This window comes from Thermaerobacillus caldiproteolyticus (genome assembly GCF_015326725.1).
Taxonomy (GTDB): domain Bacteria; phylum Bacillota; class Bacilli; order Bacillales; family Anoxybacillaceae; genus Thermaerobacillus; species Thermaerobacillus caldiproteolyticus.
Genome location: NZ_CP064060.1, coordinates 2,968,472 through 2,993,121, shown reverse-complemented (window position 1 = coordinate 2,993,121; position 24,650 = coordinate 2,968,472). Strand labels below are relative to the sequence as shown.

General features: G+C 42.1%; 27 protein-coding genes. 26 read left to right on the top strand and 1 reads right to left on the bottom strand.

What is annotated here, in order from left to right:
- The first annotated feature begins 125 nt into the window (after positions 1-125).
- Genes ISX45_RS15000 through ISX45_RS14990 form a run of 3 tightly spaced genes read left to right on the top strand, consistent with a single transcriptional unit; the run spans position 126 to position 4,414 of the window.
- Positions 126-1,274 (top strand): iron-containing alcohol dehydrogenase, encoded by a 1,149-nt coding sequence (locus ISX45_RS15000; protein ID WP_194519339.1) that lies wholly within the window; start codon positions 126-128, stop codon positions 1,272-1,274.
- On the top strand, positions 1,274-2,932 hold the full coding sequence (locus ISX45_RS14995) for a sensor histidine kinase (RefSeq protein ID WP_407649651.1): 1,659 nt from the start codon (positions 1,274-1,276) through the stop codon (positions 2,930-2,932). The genes ISX45_RS15000 and ISX45_RS14995 overlap by 1 nt, the downstream gene beginning before the upstream one ends.
- Before the next feature lie 24 nt (positions 2,933-2,956).
- Entirely contained in the window at positions 2,957-4,414 is a 1,458-nt protein-coding gene (locus tag ISX45_RS14990; RefSeq protein ID WP_181555375.1) for a sigma-54-dependent transcriptional regulator, read from the top strand.
- 168 nt (positions 4,415-4,582) lie between these two features.
- Here the strand turns inward: ISX45_RS14990 and adhP are convergent, their stop codons facing one another.
- On the bottom strand, positions 4,583-5,596 hold the full coding sequence (gene adhP, locus ISX45_RS14985; RefSeq protein WP_181555376.1) for an alcohol dehydrogenase AdhP: 1,014 nt from the start codon (positions 5,594-5,596) through the stop codon (positions 4,583-4,585).
- A gap of 405 nt (positions 5,597-6,001) precedes the next feature.
- On the opposite strand from adhP, the gene prfA reads away from it, so the two are divergent.
- The 23 genes from prfA (at position 6,002) to ISX45_RS14870 (ending at position 24,647) form a co-directional block, all read left to right on the top strand.
- The gene (gene prfA, locus ISX45_RS14980; RefSeq protein WP_181555377.1) at positions 6,002-7,078 is read left to right on the top strand and encodes a peptide chain release factor 1; all 1,077 of its coding nucleotides are present in this window, start codon (positions 6,002-6,004) and stop codon (positions 7,076-7,078) included.
- Positions 7,068-7,937: a peptide chain release factor N(5)-glutamine methyltransferase gene (gene prmC, locus ISX45_RS14975; RefSeq protein ID WP_181555378.1), complete on the top strand. Its 870-nt coding sequence runs from the start codon at positions 7,068-7,070 to the stop codon at positions 7,935-7,937. The genes prfA and prmC overlap by 11 nt, the downstream gene beginning before the upstream one ends.
- A gap of 95 nt (positions 7,938-8,032) precedes the next feature.
- A complete protein-coding gene (gene spoIIR, locus ISX45_RS14970) occupies positions 8,033-8,686 on the top strand; it encodes a stage II sporulation protein R (RefSeq protein WP_194519338.1) in 654 nt (217 codons plus the stop codon).
- A gap of 248 nt (positions 8,687-8,934) precedes the next feature.
- Positions 8,935-9,939, top strand: a complete 1,005-nt coding sequence (locus ISX45_RS14965) for an L-threonylcarbamoyladenylate synthase (protein WP_194520727.1) — start codon at positions 8,935-8,937, stop codon at positions 9,937-9,939.
- 63 nt (positions 9,940-10,002) lie between these two features.
- Positions 10,003-10,557, top strand: coding sequence for a manganese efflux pump MntP (locus tag ISX45_RS14960; protein ID WP_181555380.1), 555 nt, complete (start codon positions 10,003-10,005; stop codon positions 10,555-10,557).
- Positions 10,558-10,680: 123 nt separating this feature from the next.
- A complete protein-coding gene (locus ISX45_RS14955; protein WP_194519337.1) occupies positions 10,681-11,127 on the top strand; it encodes a low molecular weight protein arginine phosphatase in 447 nt (148 codons plus the stop codon).
- A gap of 11 nt (positions 11,128-11,138) precedes the next feature.
- The gene (locus ISX45_RS14950; RefSeq protein WP_181555382.1) at positions 11,139-12,434 is read left to right on the top strand and encodes a methyl-accepting chemotaxis protein; all 1,296 of its coding nucleotides are present in this window, start codon (positions 11,139-11,141) and stop codon (positions 12,432-12,434) included.
- A gap of 118 nt (positions 12,435-12,552) precedes the next feature.
- Positions 12,553-12,999, top strand: a complete 447-nt coding sequence (gene rpiB, locus ISX45_RS14945) for a ribose 5-phosphate isomerase B (RefSeq protein WP_181555383.1) — start codon at positions 12,553-12,555, stop codon at positions 12,997-12,999.
- Between the two features lie 15 nt (positions 13,000-13,014).
- Positions 13,015-13,596, top strand: coding sequence for a TIGR01440 family protein (locus tag ISX45_RS14940; protein ID WP_407649650.1), 582 nt, complete (start codon positions 13,015-13,017; stop codon positions 13,594-13,596).
- A gap of 92 nt (positions 13,597-13,688) precedes the next feature.
- Positions 13,689-14,924 (top strand): serine hydroxymethyltransferase, encoded by a 1,236-nt coding sequence (gene glyA / locus ISX45_RS14935; RefSeq protein ID WP_181555384.1) that lies wholly within the window; start codon positions 13,689-13,691, stop codon positions 14,922-14,924.
- A 288-nt stretch (positions 14,925-15,212) separates the two neighbouring features.
- Complete coding sequence (upp, locus tag ISX45_RS14930; RefSeq protein WP_181555385.1) at positions 15,213-15,842, top strand: uracil phosphoribosyltransferase; 630 nt, start codon at positions 15,213-15,215, stop codon at positions 15,840-15,842.
- 282 nt (positions 15,843-16,124) lie between these two features.
- Positions 16,125-16,346, top strand: coding sequence for an AtpZ/AtpI family protein (locus ISX45_RS14925; RefSeq protein WP_181555386.1), 222 nt, complete (start codon positions 16,125-16,127; stop codon positions 16,344-16,346).
- A gap of 4 nt (positions 16,347-16,350) precedes the next feature.
- On the top strand, positions 16,351-16,734 hold the full coding sequence (locus ISX45_RS14920; protein ID WP_181555387.1) for an ATP synthase subunit I: 384 nt from the start codon (positions 16,351-16,353) through the stop codon (positions 16,732-16,734).
- A gap of 18 nt (positions 16,735-16,752) precedes the next feature.
- A complete protein-coding gene (atpB, locus tag ISX45_RS14915; protein WP_181555388.1) occupies positions 16,753-17,466 on the top strand; it encodes a F0F1 ATP synthase subunit A in 714 nt (237 codons plus the stop codon).
- A 53-nt stretch (positions 17,467-17,519) separates the two neighbouring features.
- Positions 17,520-17,732, top strand: coding sequence for a F0F1 ATP synthase subunit C (gene atpE / locus ISX45_RS14910; RefSeq protein WP_017436872.1), 213 nt, complete (start codon positions 17,520-17,522; stop codon positions 17,730-17,732).
- A gap of 203 nt (positions 17,733-17,935) precedes the next feature.
- Positions 17,936-18,457: a F0F1 ATP synthase subunit B gene (gene atpF, locus ISX45_RS14905; protein ID WP_181555529.1), complete on the top strand. Its 522-nt coding sequence runs from the start codon at positions 17,936-17,938 to the stop codon at positions 18,455-18,457.
- On the top strand, positions 18,454-18,990 hold the full coding sequence (locus ISX45_RS14900; protein ID WP_181555390.1) for a F0F1 ATP synthase subunit delta: 537 nt from the start codon (positions 18,454-18,456) through the stop codon (positions 18,988-18,990). Before atpF ends, ISX45_RS14900 begins: the two co-directional genes overlap by 4 nt.
- A 25-nt stretch (positions 18,991-19,015) precedes the next feature.
- Complete coding sequence (gene atpA, locus ISX45_RS14895; protein WP_181555391.1) at positions 19,016-20,524, top strand: F0F1 ATP synthase subunit alpha; 1,509 nt, start codon at positions 19,016-19,018, stop codon at positions 20,522-20,524.
- A gap of 96 nt (positions 20,525-20,620) precedes the next feature.
- Positions 20,621-21,478 (top strand): F0F1 ATP synthase subunit gamma, encoded by an 858-nt coding sequence (locus tag ISX45_RS14890; protein WP_181555392.1) that lies wholly within the window; start codon positions 20,621-20,623, stop codon positions 21,476-21,478.
- Between the two features lie 104 nt (positions 21,479-21,582).
- Positions 21,583-23,004 carry a F0F1 ATP synthase subunit beta gene (gene atpD, locus ISX45_RS14885; RefSeq protein ID WP_181555393.1) on the top strand — a complete coding sequence of 474 codons (1,422 nt, stop codon included), beginning with the start codon at positions 21,583-21,585 and terminating at the stop codon, positions 23,002-23,004.
- 25 nt (positions 23,005-23,029) lie between these two features.
- The gene (locus ISX45_RS14880) at positions 23,030-23,431 is read left to right on the top strand and encodes a F0F1 ATP synthase subunit epsilon (RefSeq protein ID WP_181555394.1); all 402 of its coding nucleotides are present in this window, start codon (positions 23,030-23,032) and stop codon (positions 23,429-23,431) included.
- Between the two features lie 320 nt (positions 23,432-23,751).
- The gene (locus ISX45_RS14875) at positions 23,752-24,144 is read left to right on the top strand and encodes an NADH-quinone oxidoreductase subunit A (protein ID WP_323744642.1); all 393 of its coding nucleotides are present in this window, start codon (positions 23,752-23,754) and stop codon (positions 24,142-24,144) included.
- Entirely contained in the window at positions 24,135-24,647 is a 513-nt protein-coding gene (locus ISX45_RS14870; RefSeq protein WP_181555395.1) for a NuoB/complex I 20 kDa subunit family protein, read from the top strand. The genes ISX45_RS14875 and ISX45_RS14870 overlap by 10 nt, the downstream gene beginning before the upstream one ends.
- The last annotated feature ends 3 nt before the right edge of the window (positions 24,648-24,650 follow it).

The following is a 24,650-nucleotide window of genomic DNA, read 5'->3' as shown; positions in this document are numbered from 1 at the left end:
TTGGACATTATAACGATCTATCTTTGTTTTTACATTTAACATATCTGTTGATTCTTGATTTTTCTACAGACTTGAAGCAGTGAAGCGCTTGAAATGTTACGATACGACTTCTGTTGGAGGGAAACATGAATATCCATAAATTTGTTATGCCGGAGATCATTTTTGGCAATGGAGCTATTCACCAAGTTGGGGAAAGCTGTCTTAGACTTGGGGCTACAAACGTATTCATTGTAAGTGATCCTGGTGTCATTGAAGCTGGATGGCTAGATGTCGTCATTAAAAGCTGCAAACAAGTTGGTTTAAAATATACGACATTTTATGATGTAACCATTAACCCAAAAGATAGAGAAGTGGAAAAGGGATGTGAGATGTATATCCAAAATGAATGTGATTCGATTATTGGAATTGGCGGGGGAAGCCCTATCGATGTGGCAAAAGCGATTGCTATTCTTGTAACGAATGGCGGGAGAATTCATGACTATGAAGGAATTGATAAAATTAAAAATCCCCTTCCCCCGCAAGTAATGATTCCAACAACAGCCGGGTCTGGCTCAGAAGTGTCGCAATTTTCAGTAATTGTAGATACGGTAGGACAAAAAAAGATGACCATTATTTCAAAATCGCTTATTCCTGATATTGCGATTGTAGATCCGGAAACATTGTCAACAAAAAGTGCGCATTTAACTGCCTCAACAGGATTAGATGTTTTAACGCATGGAATTGAAGCGTATGTAAGTTTGGCTGCGACTCCGTTAACCGATGTTCAAGCAAAAAATGCCATTTCTTTGGTAGCGGAACATTTACGTCCTTCTGTAGCGTCAAAAATAAATAAGGAAGCTAAGACAAATATGGCGATGGCAAGTTTGCAAGCCGGCCTTGCTTTTTCCAATGCCATTTTGGGAGCTGTACATGCCATGTCACATGCAGTAGGGGGGAAGTATCCAATCCTTCACGGCGACGTGAATTCCATATTGCTTCCATATGTAATGGAATATAATCTTCTGGCAAGTCCCAAAAAATTTGCCGATATTGCTCTTTTCCTTGGTATTGATATTCGTGGCATGTCTTACATGGAGGCAGGAAAAAAAGCAATTGAATACGTAAAGAATTTAACAATGGATATTGGAGCTCCACAGCGATTGTCCGATATTGGTTTGGAGAAAGAGGAAATACGAAAGATGAGCCTGATTGCCTTACACGATGCCTGCATGATTACAAATCCTCGGGACATAACGGTTGAAGATATTGAAGAAATATTCAGAAAGGCATGGTAATGATGGGGATTAAAGAACGGCAAAAAATGATTAATCTTCTAACGGGAGTTCAATCTTCCAAAAAAAGTTATTATACAGAATTAAAAAAGATGGTTGTTGAACTAAAAAAGAAAAATATGCAGTTGGAAATTATAAATGATGTAACCAAAAGTTTTAACATCGATATGTCAATGGACGACATGTTAAAAAATATTTTTGATAAATTAAAAGAAATTTTCCCGCTAGAAAGGATCAGCTTATCTTTATATGAAAATGAAAAATTGATTTTAACCAATGTTTATCCGGCTCATTCGTTATATTTTCCAATCGGCTTTGTTCTGTCCAAAGAACGTTCTCTTTATTGGAAGGTAGTTCAATCACTCGAAAAGGTTTTCTATCAGGTACAGGCAAAAAAAGATTCTTATATTGAAAATAAAGTGTATGAAGTATTGGGAATTCAAAGCGTGTTGTTAATCCCTCTCATTAGCAAGGGAAAAGCCATCGGGGTGTTAAGTATAGGCAGCAAAGAGGTCATTCAATATGATGAGGCCGATCTTTCCTTTTTCCAGCAACTTTGCGATCAATTGGCTGTTTGTATTGAAAATGCTAGGCTTTACAATGAGGTGCTCACAAGTAAAAAAGAGTGGGAGGAGACTTTTCGGGCCGTTTCCGAAATGATATTGGTTGTTGATCTGCAAGGAAATATTTTACGCTATAATGATGCGGCGAAAGAATTCTTTCAATTCGATTTGCAGAAAAATGCTAGGGAAAACGTTCATCAACTGTTATCAATGGACATCAATGAAAGTCCCATAATAGAAAATCTTCAAACCAAAAAACCTGTTCATCGGCAGATTCACATCCAACAAAGGGTGTGTGAACTTCATTCATATCCTGTGTTTAATGAGAGTCAAAACATGTATGCTGCAATTATTTATATCAATGACATCACAGAGAAATGCAGGATTGAAGCTCAATTATTGCAATCCGGGAAACTGGCTGCAATTGGCGAGATGGCAGCGGGAATTGCCCATGAATTGAATAATCCGTTAACTGCTATTCTCGGAAATGCTCAACTATTGTTAAGATCTGTTCCAAAAGATGACCGCTCGTATAAGCTTCTGTCAGATATCCATTCGTGCGGGAAGCGATGCAAAACCATCATTCAAAATTTATTGACCTTCTCACGGCAAGATGAATATATGTTTGAGGATTGTTCTGTAAATGAGGCTGTTGAACAAGTGTTGGGATTAATAGGAGACCAAATCAAAAAACAGAACATTATGATTCAAAAAAAATTAGATGATTCAATTGAATTCATTGAAGGGAATGTTCAACAAATTGGACAAATCATTTTAAATCTTTTAATCAATGCAAAAGATGCACTCGAAGATACTAATATTCCAAACAAAGTTATAACGATTGAAACAAGATCAATCCTAGAAAATGAAAAACATTGGGTTCTTCTTTCTGTCAAAGATAACGGAAAAGGGATAAGCCCCCAACATTTACAAGAAATTTTCAACCCGTTTTTTACAACAAAGAGGCCAGGAAAGGGGACTGGACTTGGATTATCGGTAAGTTTGGGAATAGCGGAAGCTCACGGTGGGACGATTGAAGTGATGAGCGAACTTGGAAAGGGAAGCCAGTTTATATTAAAACTTCCGGCAAAGCAATAACTGTAAATGGGGATGGGGGAAATCATGGAAAATATTTTAGTGATTGATGATGAACGGGAAGTAGGCAATTTTTTTCTGCATTTATTAGAAGGGAAGGGTTATCACGTAAAACTCGGATTTAATGGAAAAGATTTTGCCAAATTAATCAAAGAACACTCATTCGATCTGGCATTGATTGATGTAAAATTACCAGATACAAATGGTTTAGATCTATTAAAACAACTAAAAACAGCCTTGCCATCTTGTAAAGCGATTATTATGACTGGCTATAGCACGGTGAAAACAGCAGTGGAGGCCATTAAATATGGCGCAAGCGATTATATCGAAAAACCATTTGACGATATTGATGAATTAGAAAGATTAATAGAAGGGTTATTAGACAACAGTTCAACATCATCCCAAAATGATATGTATAAGCTGGCTGAAACACTTGGTTTTATTGTGGGAAAAAACAAAGAGATGAATGATTTAATTAAACTAGCCTACAAAATTGCGAAAAAAAATGTCAATGTGCTAATTGAAGGGGAGACAGGGACAGGAAAAGAAGTGTTGGCGCATTTTATCCATCATGCGAGCATGCGTTACGATCAGCCTTTTATCGGAATCAATTGCGGTGCAGTGTCTGAAACCCTTTTGGAAAGCGAGCTGTTTGGCCATGAGAAAGGTGCGTTTACAGGGGCTGTGAAAGAAAAAAAAGGAATTTTTGAAATAGCCAACAGAGGGACACTGTTTTTGGATGAAATTGGCGAAGCCTCTCTTGCTATTCAAGTAAAATTGCTGAGGGTGTTGGAAACAGGGGAGTATATTCGGGTAGGAGGCGAGACGATCCGGAGAACAAATACACGGATCATTGCTGCTTCTCATGTCAACCTTGCCCAAGCGGTAGCTGAAAAAACATTCAGGGAAGACCTATTGTATCGGTTAGACGTGGTGAAATTAACGATTCCTCCTCTCAGAGAACGAATAGAGGATCTGCCGCTTTTTATAGAATACTTCTTGAAAAAATTGAATTCGCATCTATCTTTTTCGGATGACACTATTTTACAAATGAAACAATATCATTGGCCGGGAAATGTGCGGGAGCTTTTTAATGTGGTGAAGCGGGCAGTGACATTGGCAGAAGGGGAAACGACAATCATCACTCCTGATTTCTTGCCTGAAAAATTGAAAACGGAAAGAACCTTGCCGTCACAGAAATTATTTTCCATTGGTAAAAATACTAGAGATGACATAGATTTAGAACGTTATCTGAACGAATGGACAAGCTATATTCTTTCATTATGGAAAGAGAACAAGAAAGTCGACCTCGAACGTGTGCTGTCATTAGTCAAAGATTTAGAGAAACAAATAGGAAGATCTTTTGTAATGAAAACTTTAAAGGAAACAGTAGGGAATAGGAAAGAAGCGTCGGAACGGTTAAATATCACTGTCCGTAAACTTAGATATTTATTAAAAGAAAAAGGGGCTGACCCAAAAGTATAAATCACTTTTGGGATTCAGTCCCTTCTTGTTGGTTAGTTTCAATTTTATCAAATATTTGAGGTGGCAATCCTTCATTTGTGGAAATATAGTATATTTTTCGCTTTTAATAACAGGAGCAGATGATGAAAGCGCTCTCTATTTATTGCAAAGTGAAATGAATGATTTTGTTTATTTCATTGTCAATACAATCCGTCCATTGATTTGCCCCTTTTCCATTTTTTCGAATACTTCATTAATAGAATCTAATGGAGCCGTTTCCACAATTGGACGGACTTTCCCCCTTGCAGCGAAGTCTAAAGCTTCTTGCATATCTTTTCTCGTACCTACGATGGAACCTTTTACAGTCACTCCGTTTAAGACTGTGTTAAAAATCGGAATCGGTAAATCAGCATTTGGCAAACCGACAACAACTAAGGTTCCGCCACGTTTTACTGATTGATAAGCTTGTTCAAATGCCTTTCTTGTTACCGCGACGCTAATCGCTGCTTGTACGCCGCCTACTTTTTCCTGGATTGTTTCTACCGGATCTTCTTTCAACCCATTAATCGTAATGTCAGCGCCTAATTTTCTGGCAAGCTCCATTTTTTCATCACTTATATCAACAGCAACCACATTCAACCCCATTGCTTTGGCGTATTGAAGCGCTATGTGTCCTAAACCGCCAATCCCGTAAATAGCTACCCATTCGCCAGGTTTTGCATTCGAAACTTTTAATGCTTTGTATGTTGTCACCCCTGCACAAAGAATAGGTGCGACTTCAACAGGATCTAAATTTTCTGGAATTCTAGCAACATAGTCAGCTGGTGCTTTACAATATTCAGCATATCCGCCGTCTACGGAATACCCCCCATTTAATTGATGTGGACAAAGTGTTTCTTGTCCGCTTAAGCAATATTCACATTCACCACAAGCAGAATATAGCCAAGGGATGCCAACACGATCTCCTACTTTTATCGATTTGACTCCTTCGGCCACTTCCACAACAATTCCTACCCCTTCATGTCCAGGAATCAACGGAAGTTTCGGCTTTACGGGCCAATCCCCATGCGCGGCATGCAAGTCGGTATGGCAGACGCCACAAGCTTCAATTTTTACAAGCACCTCTCCATACTCTAGTTTTGGTTTCTCTACTTCTTTAATCTCAAGTTTTTGTTTAAAGTCATTGACAACAGCTGCTTTCATTCTCCCAATCCCCTTTCAAATTCGTTTCATTGGTTTCACAAAACAATAATGCAAAAAGTGTGCCAAACCTAAAATAAAGTAAAATACGTATCTATTTCATTTTTTGTGCCAAAATTTTGTTAAATTTGTACAAATAATCGGCATTTTCCTCATAAAATTGGCACGTCTTATGTGAAAGGTTTAACTTCCCTAAATGATCTTATAACAGTAGTTGTGCAATTTTTTCTTGGCATTAAAATGGTGTGGAAATCTTTCTCCTCTTGCTCTTGAATCGAAACAATATATTCTACTGCTAAATACATTTCTCCTAATAGGAGGATTATTTTTCTGATACTTTGCCGTTTGGCAAAACTATAGTATAATTATAAATTAGACTGTGTATGGACAAAGGCAGAGGTGAATAACGTGTTTGAACGTCTTCAAGCAGTAGAAGAACGTTATGAAAAACTAAATCAATTACTCATGGACCCAGAAGTCATTAACGACCCGAAAAAATTGCGCGACTACTCAAAAGAGCAGTCCGATTTAGAAGAAACAGTGCAAACCTATCGAGAATACAAATCGGTTCACCAGCAGCTAGCTGATGCAAAAGCGATGCTGGAAGAAAAACTTGACCCTGAAATGCGGGAAATGGTGAAGGAAGAAATTGGCGAGCTTGAAAGCCGAGAAGAGGAGCTTGTCAATAAATTAAAAGTTCTTCTTCTTCCGAAAGACCCGAATGATGATAAAAACGTTATTATGGAAATTCGCGGAGCGGCTGGCGGCGAGGAAGCTGCTTTATTTGCGGGCGATTTATATCGAATGTATACGCGTTACGCGGAGTCACAAGGATGGAAGACAGAAGTGATTGAAGCAAGCCCGACCGGCTTAGGTGGCTACAAAGAAATTATTTTTATGATTAACGGTAAAGGTGCGTACTCAAAGTTAAAATTCGAAAATGGAGCGCACCGCGTTCAACGTGTTCCGGAAACAGAATCTGGCGGGCGCATTCATACATCGACAGCGACCGTCGCTTGCTTGCCGGAAATGGAAGAAATCGAAGTCGAAATTAACGAAAAAGATATTCGTGTTGATACGTTCGCTTCAAGCGGACCGGGCGGGCAAAGCGTAAACACGACGATGTCAGCCGTACGGTTAACGCACATTCCAACGGGCATTGTCGTTTCTTGCCAAGACGAAAAATCACAAATTAAAAATAAAGAAAAGGCGATGAAAGTCTTGCGCGCTCGTATTTACGATAAATACCAACAAGAAGCGCGCGCTGAATATGATCAGACGCGCAAGCAAGCGGTCGGAACAGGTGACCGTTCGGAGCGCATTCGCACGTACAATTTTCCACAAAACCGCGTGACCGATCATCGCATTGGATTAACGATTCAAAAGCTCGACCAAGTATTAGAAGGCAAGCTTGATGAAATCATCGATGCGCTCATTTTAGACGATCAATCAAAAAAATTGGAGCAAGCAAACAATGAATCATAATCGAATTTACGAAGTCCTAAATTGGGCTTCTTCTTTTTTAAAAGAACATGGGAAGGAAGAACGTGTCGCTGAATTGTTATTGCGACATCATTTGCAAGTAACGCGGGCGCAATTGTTTGCACGGCTGCGGGACGAAATCGATGATCGTGTCAAACAAGCGTTCATCGATGATCTCAAAAGACATGTATATGAACATGTGCCTGTGCAATATGTAATCGGTTTTGAAGAGTTTTACGGCCGCTCCTTTCTCGTAAATCAAGAGGTCCTCATTCCACGACCAGAAACGGAGGAATTAGTCGAAGGAGTTTTAACAAGAATTCAAAGGTTGTTTCCTGAGAGAGAGACGATCGATCTCGTGGATGTTGGAACGGGAAGCGGCGCGATTGCGATTACGCTAGCTCTTGAAAATCCAGCATTGCGCGTCAGTACAATCGATATTTCGCTCGAATCGTTACAAGTAGCTAAAGAGAATGCCCGTCGCTTCAGTGCAGAAGTCGAGTTTATCTGCGGAGATTTATTACAACCTTTTATTCAGGCAGGACGTAAAGTGGATGTCGTCGTTTCCAATCCACCGTATATTCCCGAAAGTGACATTGCCTTTCTTTCCCCAGTTGTGAAAAACCATGAACCGCTTCGGGCACTTGTGGGTGGCAAAGACGGCCTTCATTTTTACCGTCGCTTTATGGAGGAACTGCCGGTTGTATTAAAGGCCCGTGCTTTAGTTGCATTTGAAGTCGGCGCTGGGCAAGGTGAAGCGGTGGCTCAATTGTTACGAGAAACGTTTCATACAGCGATCGTTGAAGTCGTTTTTGATATGAATGGAAAAGATCGGATGGTATATGCTGAAATAAAACAATAACTTCCAGAACTAATCTGGAAGTTTTTTTAGATTCATAGAGTTTAAAATTTGCTTGTGTTGTCCACAATAAGGTAGTGAAAGGACGGTGCAAGCAAATGAAAAAACGAAATATTGTCATTGTTTTATATATACTATTGCTTATTATCGGGGTACTTGTGAATGTTTACGGGCAGCAGACGGAAGCTGGAGCAAATGCGTCGGTTGCTATCCCCGACCAAGCGATTCGCTTGCGGATTTTAGCGAATAGTGATTCAGCGGAAGATCAAGCGCTAAAACGCAAAGTCCGCGACGCAGTCAATGCAGAAATTAACCAATGGGTCGCTGATTTAACATCGTTTGACGAAGCAAAGCAGGTGATTCAATCCCATTTACCTGATATTGAGAACATTGTCGCTAACGTTTTACGGGAAGAAAAAAGTAATCAAGCATATCGTGTTCAATTTGGAAAAGTGAATTTTCCAACAAAAATTTATGGAAACTATGTGTATCCAGCCGGGCAGTATGAAGCGATTTTAATTACGCTCGGCGCAGGGAAAGGGGCCAACTGGTGGTGTGTATTATTTCCACCGCTATGTTTTCTGGACTTTTCCAATAGTGAAGCGGTTCGTGAGGACAAACAGAAGCAGGAAGTGAAACAAGCAAGTGTAACTACTCCTCCACCTTCTCCTTTCGTTGAGGAAGACAAAGAGGAAAAGGTAGAGGTCAAGTTTTTCTTTAAGGAAATACTAGAAAAATTGATACCGTCATAATCTGTGGATAAAGAAACAAATTTATTGACAAAACAACAATGTATCCACAAAGTTATCCACTAAAATAATTATTTTATTCACATTTTGTGGATAACGCTTGTGTTTATTTTCCTTCTTTCTTATACTTTGTATATAACCTTCTACTAAATCATTGATAAATTCATATATTTCGTGATTGTGGTTTGGAAATAGTCGAGGTGAATTCATTGGAAACAAAAATTTGGGTTGTGGACAAAGTTGTGGACAAGATGAATGATTATCCCCAAATTTCACAAGCAGCCAAATTATTGCAAGCGAATGAAGTGGTAGCTTTTCCCACCGAAACGGTGTATGGATTAGGGGCGAATGCGAAGGAGACGGAAGCGGTGAAAAAAATCTTTTTTGCGAAGGGGCGTCCGAGTGATAACCCGCTCATTGTTCATATCGCTCATCGCGATCAGCTTGAAGAAATCGCTTCTGACATTCCTGATGTCGCCTATACATTAATGGAGCATTTCTGGCCGGGACCGTTAACGTTAATTGTAAAAAAGAAAGGAGATGCCATTTCCGATAAGGTGACAGCAGGGTTGCCAACGATTGCGGTGCGCATGCCCGCTCATCCAGTAGCCCTTGCCTTAATCGAAAAAAGCGGGTTGCCGCTTGCTGCACCGAGTGCCAACGTATCAGGACGTCCAAGCCCGACAAGTGCAGCTCATGTATTTGATGATTTGAAAGGGAGAATTGCCGGCATTGTCGATGCGGGAGAAACGGGGATTGGTGTCGAGTCAACCGTGTTAGACTGTACGACAAAAGTGCCAACGATTTTACGCCCTGGAGGCGTAACAAAAGAAGAGCTTGAACGGGTGATTGGCTGTGTGGAAGTGGATCATGCGTTAACGGATGAAAGACAAACGCCAAAATCGCCGGGGATGAAGTATACGCACTACGCGCCAAAATCTCCGCTCATCCTTGTCGAAGGGCAGCCATTTTTCTTACAAAAGCTCGTCGATGAACAACGCGCAAACGGGAAAACGGTAGGGGTGCTGACGACCGAAGAGCGTCAATATATGTATGAAGCGGATGTCGTGCTCGCGTGCGGGTCACGAAGCGACTTACATACGGTGGCCAGCCATCTCTACGACACATTGCGACAGTTTGATGAAACCGATGTTGATATCATTTATAGTGAGGTATTTCCAACTAATGGAATAGGAGCAGCGGTGATGAACCGTCTGAAAAAAGCAGCGGGTCATCAAGTGATTCACGAAAAATAAACCTTCTAAACCTTTTCGGACATACATATGTTAGCAATAAGGCGAGTCCGGGGAGGGAACGGAATGGATATGTTCATCGGCGAACTGATTACGTTATGTATGATGGCATTTGCATTAGGCATGGATGCCTTTTCTATCGGGTTAGGAATGGGCTTTTTTCGGTTGCGTTTAAAACAAATTTTTTACATAGGTGCAACGATTGGATTATTTCATATTATGATGCCGCTGTTAGGAATTGTTGTCGGCCGCTTTTTATCACAACAATTTGGCAGCATTGCTTCTTATATTGGCGGCGCTTTGTTGCTTTTGTTAGGAGTACAAATGATTGTCACCTCTTTTAAAGATGAAAATGAACCGCTTGTTTCTCCGATTGGAATTGGACTCATTTTTTTTGCTTTGAGCGTCAGTTTAGATAGCTTTTCTGTCGGACTTAGTCTTGGCATTTATGGGACGCGAACATTGCTAACGATTTTATTGTTCGGTTTTTTCAGCACAGTGTTGACGTGGGGAGGATTAATGCTGGGTCGCCATTTTCAGCAATGGCTGGGAGTATATAGTGAGGTGTTAGGCGGCAGTATATTATTGGCTTTTGGTTTAAAATTATTATTTCCGTTCTAAGAGACAGCCGTACGGCTGTCTCTTTTTGTACTATATTTCCAGCGGTAATTCGATTATAATGGTACTATATACATTATTATAATGGTACTATATACATCCTCAACGATTACAAGGGGGGGCTTTATGTCTATCCGTGTATTATTTGTGTGTACAGGGAATACATGCCGAAGCCCTATGGCGGAAGCGTTGTTAAAGAGCAAGCAGCTGCCGCACATCGATGTGAAGTCGGCGGGAATATTTGCGATGGAAGGAAGCGATGCGTCAAGTCATGCAAAAACGGTATTAGAAGAAAAAGGAGTTCAGATGGCACACCGTTCCTCGTTTTTAAAACAAGAAGATATCGACTGGGCAACGTACATTTTCACGATGACCGTTGGGCATAAACATCATGTCATCGACAGGTTTCCAGAAGCTAAAGAGAAAACGTTTACCCTAAAAGAATTTGTTTCTGGACAAGAAGAGGATATTCTTGATCCATTCGGCGGTTCTGTCGAAACCTATCGTCAAACGAGAGACGAGCTGGAACAGCTCATTGACCAATTGATTCACAAGTTACAGCAAAACGAGTAGGGGGAAACGATATGATGAGGGAGAAAAAGGGATATCGGTTTAGCTTACGGTTAAAGCTAGTTGTGTTTACGACCATATTAGCAGTCATTACGTATTCAACAAGTGCATTTTTCATTTATTTTTTATATGATTTTGTTTCCGACTATGTTAGTGAACATGTGTTTACGATTATCACGTTGCTGTTGGGCATTTTTTGGTCAGGAGTTCTCGCTTACGTGGCAGCAGGCTTTATTATACGCCCATTACAGCGATTAGAGGAAGCCGCGATAAAGGCAGCGAACGGCCAAATTAACGAAGACGTTCCGCTTGCGAAATCAGATGATGAAATTCGCTCCCTTGGCTTGGCTTTTAATGAAATGTTAAGAAATTTGCGAACGATGGTTCGGAATATCGAAGAAAACTTTTCTCATACGAATGAAAAAGTCGTTGAAATTACAAACGCTTCAAGCATTGCTGTAGAGCGATCGGAAAATATCGCAAGAACCATTGAGGAAATTTCAAAAGGAGCAAACGATTCTGCCGTTTCGATGCAAACAACAGCGGAATCGGTCGACGATGTGTTGCGCATCGCTAATCAAGTGCAGCAAAAGGCTGAACAATCGGAGCAATTGGCGACGGAAATGGTTGACACCTTACATAGAAGCAAGGAAGTCATTCATTCGCTTGTGACCGGCATCCAACATCTAGCTCACAATAATCAGGCTTCCTTACACGCCGTTCACCGCTTAGAACGACATGCGAAAGAAGTAGAGAACATTATTTCTCTTGTCGGTGATATTGCCGGGCAAACAAATTTGTTAGCATTAAATGCTTCGATTGAAGCAGCGCGCGCTGGTGAGCATGGAAAAGGCTTTGCGGTAGTGGCGGAAGAAGTGCGGAAGTTAGCAGATGAAAGTGCAAGAGCCGTTCAAGGAATTTCCGATTTAATTAAAAACATTCAAAAAGAAGTGATTCATGTTGTCGCACAAATTAACGAACAAGTGAAATCGGCGAACGAAGAAGCCGCAAAAGGAACCAATACGAACAACGCGATCACTGAGATGACAAAATCCATTCACGAAGTCGCTGATGCTGTACATCAAATTGTCGATTTGGTGGAAGAACAGATGAAGCATATTGAAAAAACGTCTATTCAATCACAGGAAGTCGCAGCTATTGCGGAGGAAACATCGGCAGGAGCTCTTGAGGTAACGGCAGCGACGCAAGAACAAACAGCAGCTATTCATCATGTCAACGAACTCGCTGAACAACTAGCGGAACAAGCGAAAAAATTAAAAGGCACGATTGAATGTTTTTCTTTGAAGTAGTGATCGTCTGAATAAAGTGCATAATAAAAAAGATAAAGATAATGAAAAAGTCGCCTTCAATCGCTAAAATGAAAAGAAAGGCGACTTTTTTCGAAGGATCACGAAGGAGGAAAAAATCATGAAGGTAGCCATTGCATCTGACCATGGTGGGGTAAATATTCGCGAGGAAATAAAAAAATTAATGGATGAAATGGGAATTGAATATATTGATTTAGGCTGCGAATGCGGTGTGTCCGTTGATTATCCAGATTATGCGATTCCTGTTGCTGAAAAAGTGGCAAACGGAGAAGTCGACCGCGGCATTTTAATTTGCGGTACAGGTATTGGCATGTGCATCGCCGCCAATAAAGTGAAAGGTATTCGTTGTGCGCTGGTGCATGACGTGTATAGCGCCAAAGTCACGCGTGAGCATAACGATAGCAACGTGCTTGCCATGGGAGAGCGTGTCATCGGACCAGGTTTAGCACGAGAGATTGCTAAAGTATGGCTAACGACCGAATTCGAAGGCGGTCGTCATGCTAATCGTGTTAATAAAATTCAACAATATGAAAATGAACATCTATGAACGGGAGTGATGCCGATGGTGCTTTCTCCTTTACAACAATGGAAGCAGCAATGGCAAACGATTTTAGCGGAGTTTCAACAACAAGTCTCTCTTTCTTCAGAGCATATTCTCGTCATCGGCTGCAGCACAAGTGAAGTCATCGGCGAGAAAATTGGTACAGCCGGTACAACGGAAGTCGCAGAAATGTTATTTACAGAACTAAAGAGATGGCATGATGAAACGGGTGTCCAGCTTGCCTTTCAATGTTGCGAGCATTTAAACCGCGCGCTTGTCGTCGAGAAAGAAACGGCTCTGACGAGAAATTTAGAAATCGTTTCGGTTGTCCCCGTACGTTCAGCGGGAGGAGCGATGGCAGAGTACGCTTATAATCATATGAACGATCCGGTCGTTGTTGAATTTATTAAAGCTGATGCGGGCATTGATATTGGTGATACGTTTATCGGCATGCATTTAAAACATGTTGCCGTCCCTGTACGCACGTCATTGAAGCAAGTCGGACATGCCCATGTCACATTGGCAAAAACAAGACCGAAATTAATCGGCGGCGCAAGAGCTGTATATTCGAGGGAAAATCCGAATGATTCATGTAAATCATAATGATTTTGTTCATTTTTTCTTTGAACAATCCGATAAAAAGCTGGTAAAATAGAAAAGAATACTGTCATATTTCGAAAAAGGGGGAGCTAGTGATGAATTACTTGCCACAACAAGATCCGCAAGTGTTTCAAGCCATTCAAGATGAATTGAAACGGCAACAAAGTAAAATCGAGCTGATCGCTTCGGAAAACTTTGTTAGCCGTGCAGTGATGGAAGCACAAGGTTCCGTATTAACAAATAAGTACGCAGAAGGATATCCGGGCCGCCGCTATTACGGGGGCTGCGAATATGTTGATGTTGTAGAAGACTTAGCGCGTGAACGGGCGAAGCAATTGTTTGGTGCCGAGCATGCAAACGTACAGCCGCATTCCGGTGCACAAGCGAATATGGCCGTTTATTTTACTGTTCTTGAACATGGTGATACCGTGCTTGGTATGAATTTATCACATGGCGGGCATTTAACTCACGGCAGTCCCGTTAACTTTAGCGGCATTCAATATAACTTCGTTGAATATGGTGTAGACCCAGAAACTCATCTTATTAATTATGATGACGTCTTGGAAAAAGCGCGTGCACATAAGCCGAAGTTAATTGTTGCTGGTGCAAGTGCGTATCCAAGGGTTATTGATTTTCAACGTTTCCGCGAAATTGCCGATGAAGTGGGCGCTTATTTAATGGTGGACATGGCGCATATCGCAGGTCTTGTTGCGGCAGGTCTTCATCCGAACCCGGTTCCTTATGCACATTTTGTCACGACGACGACGCATAAAACGTTGCGTGGTCCGCGCGGCGGTATGATTCTTTGCAAAGAAGAATTTGCCAAACAAATTGATAAGGCGATTTTCCCAGGTATTCAAGGTGGCCCGTTAATGCATGTCATCGCTGCAAAAGCGGTTGCTCTAGGGGAAGCATTGCAAGACAGCTTTAAAACATATGCGCAAAATATTGTCAATAACGCAAAACGCCTAGCTGAAGCACTTGTCAAAGAAGGCTTTACTCTTGTATCTGGCGGAACGGACAACCACTTGTTATTAATCGACTTGCGTTCGTTTGGATTAACAGGAAAAGCCGCTGAAAAAGTGCTCGATGAAGTAGGCATTACCGTGAATAAAAATACGATTCCGTACGATCCAGAAAGCCCGTTTGTTACAAGCGGCATTCGCATCGGTACCGCAGCGGTTACAAGCCGAGGCTTCGGCCTTGAAGAAATGGACGAAATCGCGAGCATCATTGCATTTACACTAAAAAACCACGAAGACGAAGAAAAATTAGAAGAAGCAAGAAAACGCGTTGCTGCTTTAACGGAAAAATTCCCACTTTACATTTAAACGCAAGCACCTAGCATAGGCATAAGACCATGCTAGGTGCTTTTTATAGATACCGTTTAAAAGAAAACGATCTATCTTGGTTCGTTTCTTGAGCAGAACAATTGCTTAAAGCATCCCTTGAAAAGTGAGATTTTAAGCAACCCGGGGTCAAACCATCCCTCGGGGTGGTAAAGGCCGTCTAGTGACCGAAGAACATTAAGAGCGCTTACGCTTTTCTTATTGAATCAGTCTAGCTTTTTCGGTAGAATTGAGGGAAGTGTAGACTGCAAAAAGAGGAGAGGATATTCAATGGGAAAAGTGTATGTGTTTGATCATCCACTCATCCAACATAAACTTACATATATCCGTGACAAGCACACAGGTACAAAAGAGTTTCGCGAACTGGTCGAAGAAGTGGCAACATTAATGGCGTTTGAAATTACGCGCGATCTTCCGCTTGAGGAAGTCGAAATTGAAACACCTGTTAGCAAGGCGAAATCGAAAGTGATCGCAGGGAAAAAGCTCGGTGTTATTCCGATTTTGCGTGCGGGTATCGGCATGGTAGACGGTATCTTAAAGCTGATTCCGGCTGCGAAAGTCGGGCATATCGGCTTATATCGTGACCCAGAAACGTTAAAGCCGGTAGAATATTATGTGAAACTACCAACGGATGTTGAAGAACGCGATTTTATTGTTGTTGATCCGATGTTAGCTACAGGCGGTTCCGCCGTGGAAGCTATCACTTCCTTGAAAAAACGAGGTGCGAAAAACATTAAATTCATGTGTTTAATTGCTGCTCCAGAAGGAGTAGAAGCCGTCAAACAAGCTCATCCTGATGTAGATATTTACATTGCGGCTTTAGACGAAAAACTAAACGACCACGGCTATATCGTTCCGGGACTTGGAGATGCCGGAGACCGTTTGTTTGGAACAAAATAGTGGGAATACTAAAAGACGGATCACTTTACCGAGGTGATTCGTCTTTTTATTTTGAAAGGTAAAAAATACATAGTGAAAAAAGTAAACATATCATTATACACTAATAGAGTGAAAAAGAAATTAATAAATGTCACAAATTATTAATAATTTCGTCTAATTATTGACTTTTTCACTGAAAATACATTGACATTGACCGGTGCCTATTGTATGCTTACAGGGGATATAATGATAAGGTTTTCATAAAGTGGAAATAAAAAAATTTTTATACAGGGATGTATGTCTATGCGTCCTAAACAACGCCACCCTTTTCAAGCAATGGCGTTAATGTCTGCCATTGTTTCTCAGCTAGTCGGTTCGATTTTGGTAGGGATTTTCGGAGGAAGATGGGTTGATGAGAAACTTCATACCGAACCCGTTTTTCTCATTGTTGGTCTGCTGCTCGGACTAGCAACTGGGGTATACGCTATGATGCGTTTAATCCGTCAATACTTCCCAGAGGAGTAGCCACATGGAAAAATTCCAACAAATGTTCCTAAGACAGCAAAAATACATATTTTATTTATTGTCCCTTTATACATTAGGGTGGGGATTTACGGAATATAAAACGTTGTTTTTAAGTCTTATTCTTGGAACCGTTGTTAGCCTGTTCATGTTATGGAGTTTAGTCCGGAAAATCGAAAAATTCGGACGAGCGGTTGCTCATGGGAAGAAGGTTCGCTCAATTGGTACGTTCTCCCGTCTAGCAGCTGCTGCTCTTGCAGCCGCCATTGCCATCCAGTATCCGCAATATTTTTCCATTGTTCCTGTTGTGCTGGGATTAATGACATCCTATATTGTCATTATAATAGATTTCCTTCTGCAAAAATTTCAAAAAAATGGATATCATGTATGAAAGAGAGGTGAAGAACGGTTGCAACACAAGGCACCTATTTATGAGTTTTTAGGGCTTACTTTTAACTTATCCAATGTTTTAATGACGACGGTCACGAGTTTGATCGTATTCATCATTGCGATTGCCGCAACGCGATCTCTTCAGCTTCGTCCACGAGGAATGCAAAACTTCTTGGAATGGGTCTTTGATTTTGTGAAAGGGATCATTAATAGTACGATGGATTGGCAAACGGGTGGCCGCTTCTTAACGTTAGGTGTAACGCTCATCATGTACATTTTCGTGGCAAATATGCTCGGTCTACCGTTTTCCGTTCGCGTAGGGGAGGAGCTTTGGTGGAAATCTCCGACGGCGGATGCCACGATCACGCTGACTCTCGCAGTCATGGTCGTTGGGTTAACCCACTACTATGGCATTAAGATGAAAGGATTTAAGGCATATACCCTTGACTACTTTAGACCAATGAAGTTTTTATTCCCTTTAAAAATCGTTGAGGAATTTGCTAATACCTTAACGTTAGGCTTGCGTCTATACGGTAATATTTTTGCTGGAGAAATTTTGCTGGGGTTACTAGCAGGGCTTGCTACCAATGGCGGCGTTTTCGGTGCTATTGGCGCTGCGATCCCAATGATGGTATGGCAAGCATTCAGTATTTTTGTCGGCTGTATCCAAGCATTCATCTTCACGATGTTAACAATGGTTTATATGGCCCATAAAGTTAGCCAAGACCATTAAACATAAAAAATTTGAATATAAAAATGCAAATAGGTAGAAGGAGGATATTCACAATGAATTTAATTGCAGCTGCGATTGCAGTAGGTTTAGCGGCACTTGGTGCTGGTATTGGTAACGGTCTTATCGTAGGTCGTACAGTAGAAGGAATTGCTCGTCAACCAGAATTACGTCCTGTACTTCAAACAACAATGTTCATCGGGGTAGCGTTAGTCGAAGCGTTGCCTATCATTGGCGTAGTTATCTCATTTATCGTCATGAACAGATAATGAAATAACTCATTTATAATGGCGAAGTTCGTGTAGACAATCACCTTCGCCATTCCTTTATGTACTTTTCAAAAACGATGGAAGATCGTCTGTGAACGCCTTATGTGAGAAGCTTGTGATGGGTTTCACGTTCATCGCATAAGCGATAAGGTTGGCGTTTTAGAGGACAGCTGTTGAAGGGAGTGAAAGCGGTGTTAATAAGCATGAACACGTTGGTGTTAGGCGCTGCCGAACATCATACAGGCATTAACAGCGGTGATATTATCTTTCAATTACTCATCTTTTTAATCTTATTAGCATTGCTCCGTAAATACGCGTTCGGTCCACTAATGGGCATCATGAAGCAACGCGAAGAGCACATTGCTAATGAAATTGAACAAGCAGAAAAGCATCATCAAGAAGCAAAAAAACTTGCTGAAGAGCAACGTGAGTTAATGAAAAAATCTCGTCAAGAAGCACAGCAATTAATCGAAAATGCACGCAAGCTTGGCGAAGAGCAAAAAGAGGAAATTATCGCTGCGGCTCGTGCGGAAGCGGAGCGCTTAAAAGAAGCGGCGAAAAAAGAAATCGAGCGCGAAAAAGAGCAAGCGGTGGCTGCGTTGCGTGAGCAAGTGGCGTCTTTATCCGTATTGATTGCCTCAAAAGTGATTGAAAAAGAACTGAGCGAGCAAGATCAAGCGAAGCTGATCAGTGAGTACATTCAAGAGGTAGGAGAAGGGCGATGAATAAAGAAGTTGTAGCCAAACGATATGCGTTAGCTCTTTTTCAAATCGCCAAAGAACAGCAGCTCCTTGATCAGTTAGAAGAGGAAATTCGCGTCGTTCGACAAGTGTTTGCGGACAATGAAGCGTTTTTATCCGTATTAAATCATCCGAAGATATCACTGGAAAAGAAAAAGGCACTCATTCAAGAAACGTTCGCGTCGGTATCAACACCTTTGCAAAATACGTTACTGCTGTTGCTTGACCGCCATCGCATTGACATCGTCCCACAGCTGGCAAACGAATTTATTGCCCTTGCCAACGAGGTGCGCGGTGTAGCGGAGGCGACTGTGTACTCGGTTCGTCCGTTACGGGAAGAGGAAAAACAGGCACTTTCCGATGTATTTGCGAAAAAAGTCGGGAAAGTGGCGCTCCGTATCCATAATGTCGTTGATCCAAGCTTGATCGGCGGTGTGAAGCTTCGCATCGGTAACCGCATATATGACGGAAGCGTGAGCGGAAAATTAGAACGACTACAGCGTCAACTTATTGGCTAAAGATTTGTAGATAGGGGTGAAATGCATGAGCATCAGAGCTGAAGAAATTAGCGCGCTGATAAAAAAGCAAATTGAGAATTATCAGTCTGAAATTCAAGTGAGCGATGTAGGTACAGTAATCCAAGTTGGTGACGGTATCGCGCGCGCTCATGGCCTTGACAATGTCATGTCGGGGGAGCTCGTTGAGTTTGCAAACGGTGTCATGGGAATGGCACTCAACCTTGAAGAAAATAACGTCGGTATCGTTATCTTAGGACCATATACAGACATTAAAGAAGGCGATGAAGTGCGCCGTACAGGTCGTATCATGGAAGTGCCTGTAGGAGAAGCATTAATCGGCCGCGTTGTGAACCCATTAGGACAACCTGTGGACGGGCTAGGACCAATCGAAACGACAGAAACGCGTCCAATCGAAAGTCCAGCTCCTGGCGTTATGGACCGTAAATCCGTTCACGAACCGCTGCAAACAGGGATTAAAGCGATTGACGCGCTTGTGCCAATTGGTCGCGGTCAGCGTGAGTTAATCATTGGGGACCGCCAAACGGGTAAAACATCTGTTGCGATTGACACGATCATCAACCAAAAAGATCAAAACATGGTTTGTATTTATGTTGCGATCGGACAAAAAGAATCGACCGTTCGCAACGTTGTTGAGACATTGCGTAAACACGGAGCATTAGATTACACGATCGTCGTTACGGCGTCTGCATCCCAACCAGCTCCGCTTTTATTCCTAGCTCCATATGCAGGCGTATCCATGGGCGAATACTTCATGTACAAAGGGCGACATGTGCTTGTCGTATACGATGACTTATCCAAGCAAGCTGCGGCTTATCGTGAGCTGTCTCTATTATTACGTCGTCCACCAGGCCGTGAAGCGTATCCAGGGGATGTGTTCTACTTGCACTCTCGCCTCTTAGAGCGTGCGGCAAAATTAAGCGATGCCAAAGGTGCTGGTTCATTAACGGCATTGCCATTCGTTGAGACACAAGCTGGCGACATTTCTGCATACATTCCAACGAACGTCATTTCGATCACAGACGGACAAATTTTCTTGCAATCTGACTTATTCTTCTCTGGCGTGCGCCCAGCGATTAATGCAGGTCTTTCCGTATCTCGCGTCGGTGGTGCAGCGCAAATCAAAGCGATGAAAAAAGTAGCTGGTACGCTTCGCCTTGACTTAGCGGCTTATCGTGAGCTTGAAGCGTTCGCACAGTTCGGTTCCGACCTTGATAAAGCGACACAAGCGAAACTTGCACGCGGTGCACGTACGGTAGAAGTATTAAAACAGGATTTACACCAGCCGCTTCCGGTCGAAAAACAAGTGGCAATCATTTACGCATTAACGCGTGGATTCTTAGACGATATTCCAGTTGAAGACATTCGTCGCTTTGAGAAAGAATTTTTCCAATGGCTCGATCAAAATCGTCAAGACTTGCTTGAGCATATTCGCACAACAAAAGACCTTCCAAACGAAGAAGATTTCAATAAAGCGATCGAAGACTTCAAGAAAACGTTTGTCGTTTCTGAATAACAATGGCAACGGAACAGAAGGGACGCGATGCTTCTGTTCCTTGTCTATTCCTCATATTTGAAAACAGAATCAGCGCTAAAAAGGTGGTGAAAACCTTTGGCATCATTACGTGACATTAAAACACGCATTAACTCGACAAAGAAAACGAGTCAAATTACAAAGGCGATGGAGATGGTCTCGGCTTCTAAGTTAAACCGTGCTGAAATGAATGCGAAATCGTTTGTTCCGTATATGGAAAAAATTCAAGAAGTCGTTGCCAACATCGCGCTCGGAAGCTCTAATGCTACGCATCCGATGCTAATAAAACGGCCGGTGAAAAAGACAGGATATTTAGTCATTACATCGGATCGCGGTCTAGCCGGGGCATACAACAGTAACGTTCTTCGTGCTGTTTATCAAACGATTCAACAGCGCCACCAGTCGCCTGATGAGTATGCTGTCATCGCGATTGGCCGCATTGGTTTAAGCTTTTTCAACAAACGCAACATTCCCGTCGTTTTAAATATTACCGGTCTACCTGACCAACCGTCATTTGCTGATATTAAAGCGATTGCCAGCCAAACTGTCAATATGTTTGCCGACGGAACATTTGATGAACTGTACATGTATTACAACCATTTTGTGAGTGCGATCCAGCAAGATGTGGCAGAGAAAAAATTATTGCCGCTCACCGATTTAGCGACAACCAAAAAGTCAGCATCGTACGAATTTGAACCTTCACAAGAAGAGATTTTAGAAGTGCTTTTGCCGCAGTATGCAGAAAGCTTAATTTACGGAGCGTTATTGGATGCGAAGGCGAGCGAACATGCCGCGCGCATGACAGCAATGAAAAACGCAACCGACAACGCGAAGGAACTCATTCGCACGCTTACCCTTTCATACAACCGCGCTCGTCAAGCAGCGATTACACAAGAAATTACAGAAATCGTGGCAGGAGCGAATGCGTTGCAATAATGTGACAAATGGAACTTCAACACGGAAAAAGCTTTTGGAACAGACATACAATCAGCGTTTTATGACCCAAAAGCTTTGCAAGTAGCAAGTTAGGAGGGAAAACGATGGCAAAAGGACGCGTTATTCAAGTTATGGGTCCAGTTGTAGACGTAAAGTTCGAAAACGGACATCTTCCTGCGATTTACAACGCCCTTAAAATTCAGCACAAAGCGCGCAACGAAAACGAAATCGATATCGACTTAACATTAGAAGTAGCCCTTCACCTTGGTGATGACACGGTTCGTACCATTGCTATGGCATCAACAGACGGTCTCATTCGTGGAATGGAAGTCATTGATACAGGTGCGCCAATCTCCGTTCCAGTAGGTGAAGTAACGCTTGGGCGCGTATTCAACGTATTAGGCGAACCGATTGACTTAGATGGCGACATTCCAGCGGATGTACGCCGCGATCCAATTCATAAGCCAGCACCAAAATTTGAGCAACTTTCTACGCAGGTAGAAATTTTAGAAACAGGGATTAAAGTTGTAGACCTGCTTGCGCCATACATTAAAGGTGGAAAAATCGGTCTTTTCGGTGGTGCAGGTGTAGGTAAAACAGTTCTTATCCAAGAATTGATTAACAATATTGCTCAAGAGCACGGCGGTATCTCTGTATTTGCTGGGGTCGGTGAACGCACTCGTGAAGGTAACGACCTTTACCATGAAATGAAAGACTCCGGCGTTATTAACAAAACGGCAATGGTGTTCGGACAAATGAACGAGCCACCTGGAGCACGTATGCGTGTGGCATTAACAGGTTTAACAATGGCGGAATATTTCCGTGACGAACAAGGACAAGACGTGTTGCTCTTTATCGACAACATTTTCCGTTTCACGCAAGCAGGTTCTGAGGTTTCTGCGCTATTAGGACGCATGCCATCTGCGGTAGGTTACCAACCAACGCTTGCGACAGAAATGGGTCAATTACAAGAGCGTATCACTTCAACAGCTGTTGGTTCTATCACGTCTATTCAAGCGATTTACGTACCAGCGGACGACTATACAGACCCAGCGCCAGCGACAACATTCGCGCACTTAGATGCAACAACTAACTTAGAGCGTAAATTGTCGGAGATGGGGATTTACCCTGCGGTAGACCCGCTTGCATCCACATCTCGTGCGCTTTCACCAGAAATTGTTGGCGAAGAACATTACCAAGTTGCACGTAAAGTACAACAAACATTACAGCGTTACAAAGAATTGCAAGATATTATTGCGATTCTTGGTATGGATGAGCTTTCTGATGAAGACAAACTTGTCGTTCAGCGCGCTCGTCGTATCCAATTCTTCTTATCACAAAACTTCCACGTTGCGGAGCAATTTACAGGTCAACCTGGTTCTTACGTGCCTGTTAAAGAAACAGTTCGCGGCTTCAAAGAAATTCTTGAAGGTAAATACGACCATATTCCTGAAGATGCTTTCCGCTTAGTAGGACGCATTGAAGAGGTCGTTGAAAGAGCGAAGCAAATGGGCGTAGAAGTTTAATTTAGGGACCTAGGAGGATTTTATGATGAAAACGATCAAAGTCAGTGTCGTTACTCCTGATGGCCCGGTATATGAAGCGGACGTCGAAATGGTTAGCACGAAAGCAAAAAGCGGAGAGCTCGGAATTTTACCGGGGCACATTCCGTTAGTAGCTCCACTGGAAATCGGGGCATTACGCTTAAAAAAGGATGGGAAAACAGAGCTGATTGCTGTAAGTGGCGGATTCCTTGAAGTTCGTCCAGATAAAGTGACCGTTTTAGCACAAGCAGCAGAAAAAGCAGAAGATATTGATGTCGTTCGCGCAAGAGCGGCGAAAGAACGCGCAGAACAACGTTTGCAAGGCAAACAAGACGACATCGATTTTAAACGTGCAGAGCTTGCTTTAAAACGGGCAATCAATCGTTTAAATGTAGCTGGAACAAAATAAATCCAAAAGAACGGGAGAGAATGGTTTCTCCCGTTCTTTTTTATTTGTCCGAAAAGAAAACTGTCTAGTTCGGCGGCTGGCCCTTCTGTGCCAACCGGTCCGTTTTGAAGTGACAAGCACTTCTCCGAGGCAAGAACATTTGCTCATCTCATTTAATGGATCGTCTCCGCTTTTATTATTCATGAAAGTTAAACAATATCAATATATTCCTTATAAGATAAGGGAATAGCGTTCTGTCGACACTTCTGGATATAAATGTTATAATGATATCGATTACATGTCATAATTATTTGATATTTTTAAAAAATTTAAGGTAATAGATGGCAAAGGGGGCGGACATAGGGGTGCTCAATGTATACTTAAATAACTATTTAATCGTTTTTGTGTTTTTATGCTTGGGGATTTTGCTTCCTGTTGTTGCGTTAACGGCAGGGCGTTTTTTACGACCGAATGTACCGAGTGATGCGAAACAGACGTCATACGAAAGCGGAATCGAACCATTCCATGATTCACGTGTTCAATTTAATGTTCGCTACTATATTTTCGCGCTTTTATTCGTCATTTTCGATGTAGAAACTGTATTTTTATATCCGTGGGCAGTTGCTTACGATCGGCTTGGATTATTCGCTCTGGTCGAAATGCTCATTTTTGTTCTTATGTTGGTAATTGGTCTCGTTTATGCTTGGAAAAAGAAGGTGTTAAAATGGATGTAAAATTGTTGAACGTACCGGAAGAAGAAATGGAAGAACTGCGACGCAATGTCTTTTTGACAACATTAGAACAATTGAAAGCTTGGGCGCGCAGCAACTCGTTATGGCCATTGACGTTTGGGTTAGCCTGTTGCGCGATTGAAATGATGGGCGTTGGTTCTTCTCATTACGATTTAGATCGTTTCGGCTCCTTCTTCCGAGCCTCTCCGCGTCAATCAGATGTTATGATTGTATCGGGAACGGTAACGAAAAAAATGGCCCCGATTGTTCGCCGCTTATATGATCAAATGCCAGAACCGAAATGGGTCATTGCGATGGGGTCCTGTGCAACAGCGGGAGGGCCATACATCAAATCCTACTCGGTCGTGAAAGGTGTCGATCAAATTGTGCCAGTCGATGTATATATTCCAGGATGCCCTCCGAACCCGGCTGCATTGATTTACGGAATTAATAAGTTAAAAGAAAAGATTCGTTATGAAGCAAAGACAGGGAAGAAGGTGCTGTAGTCG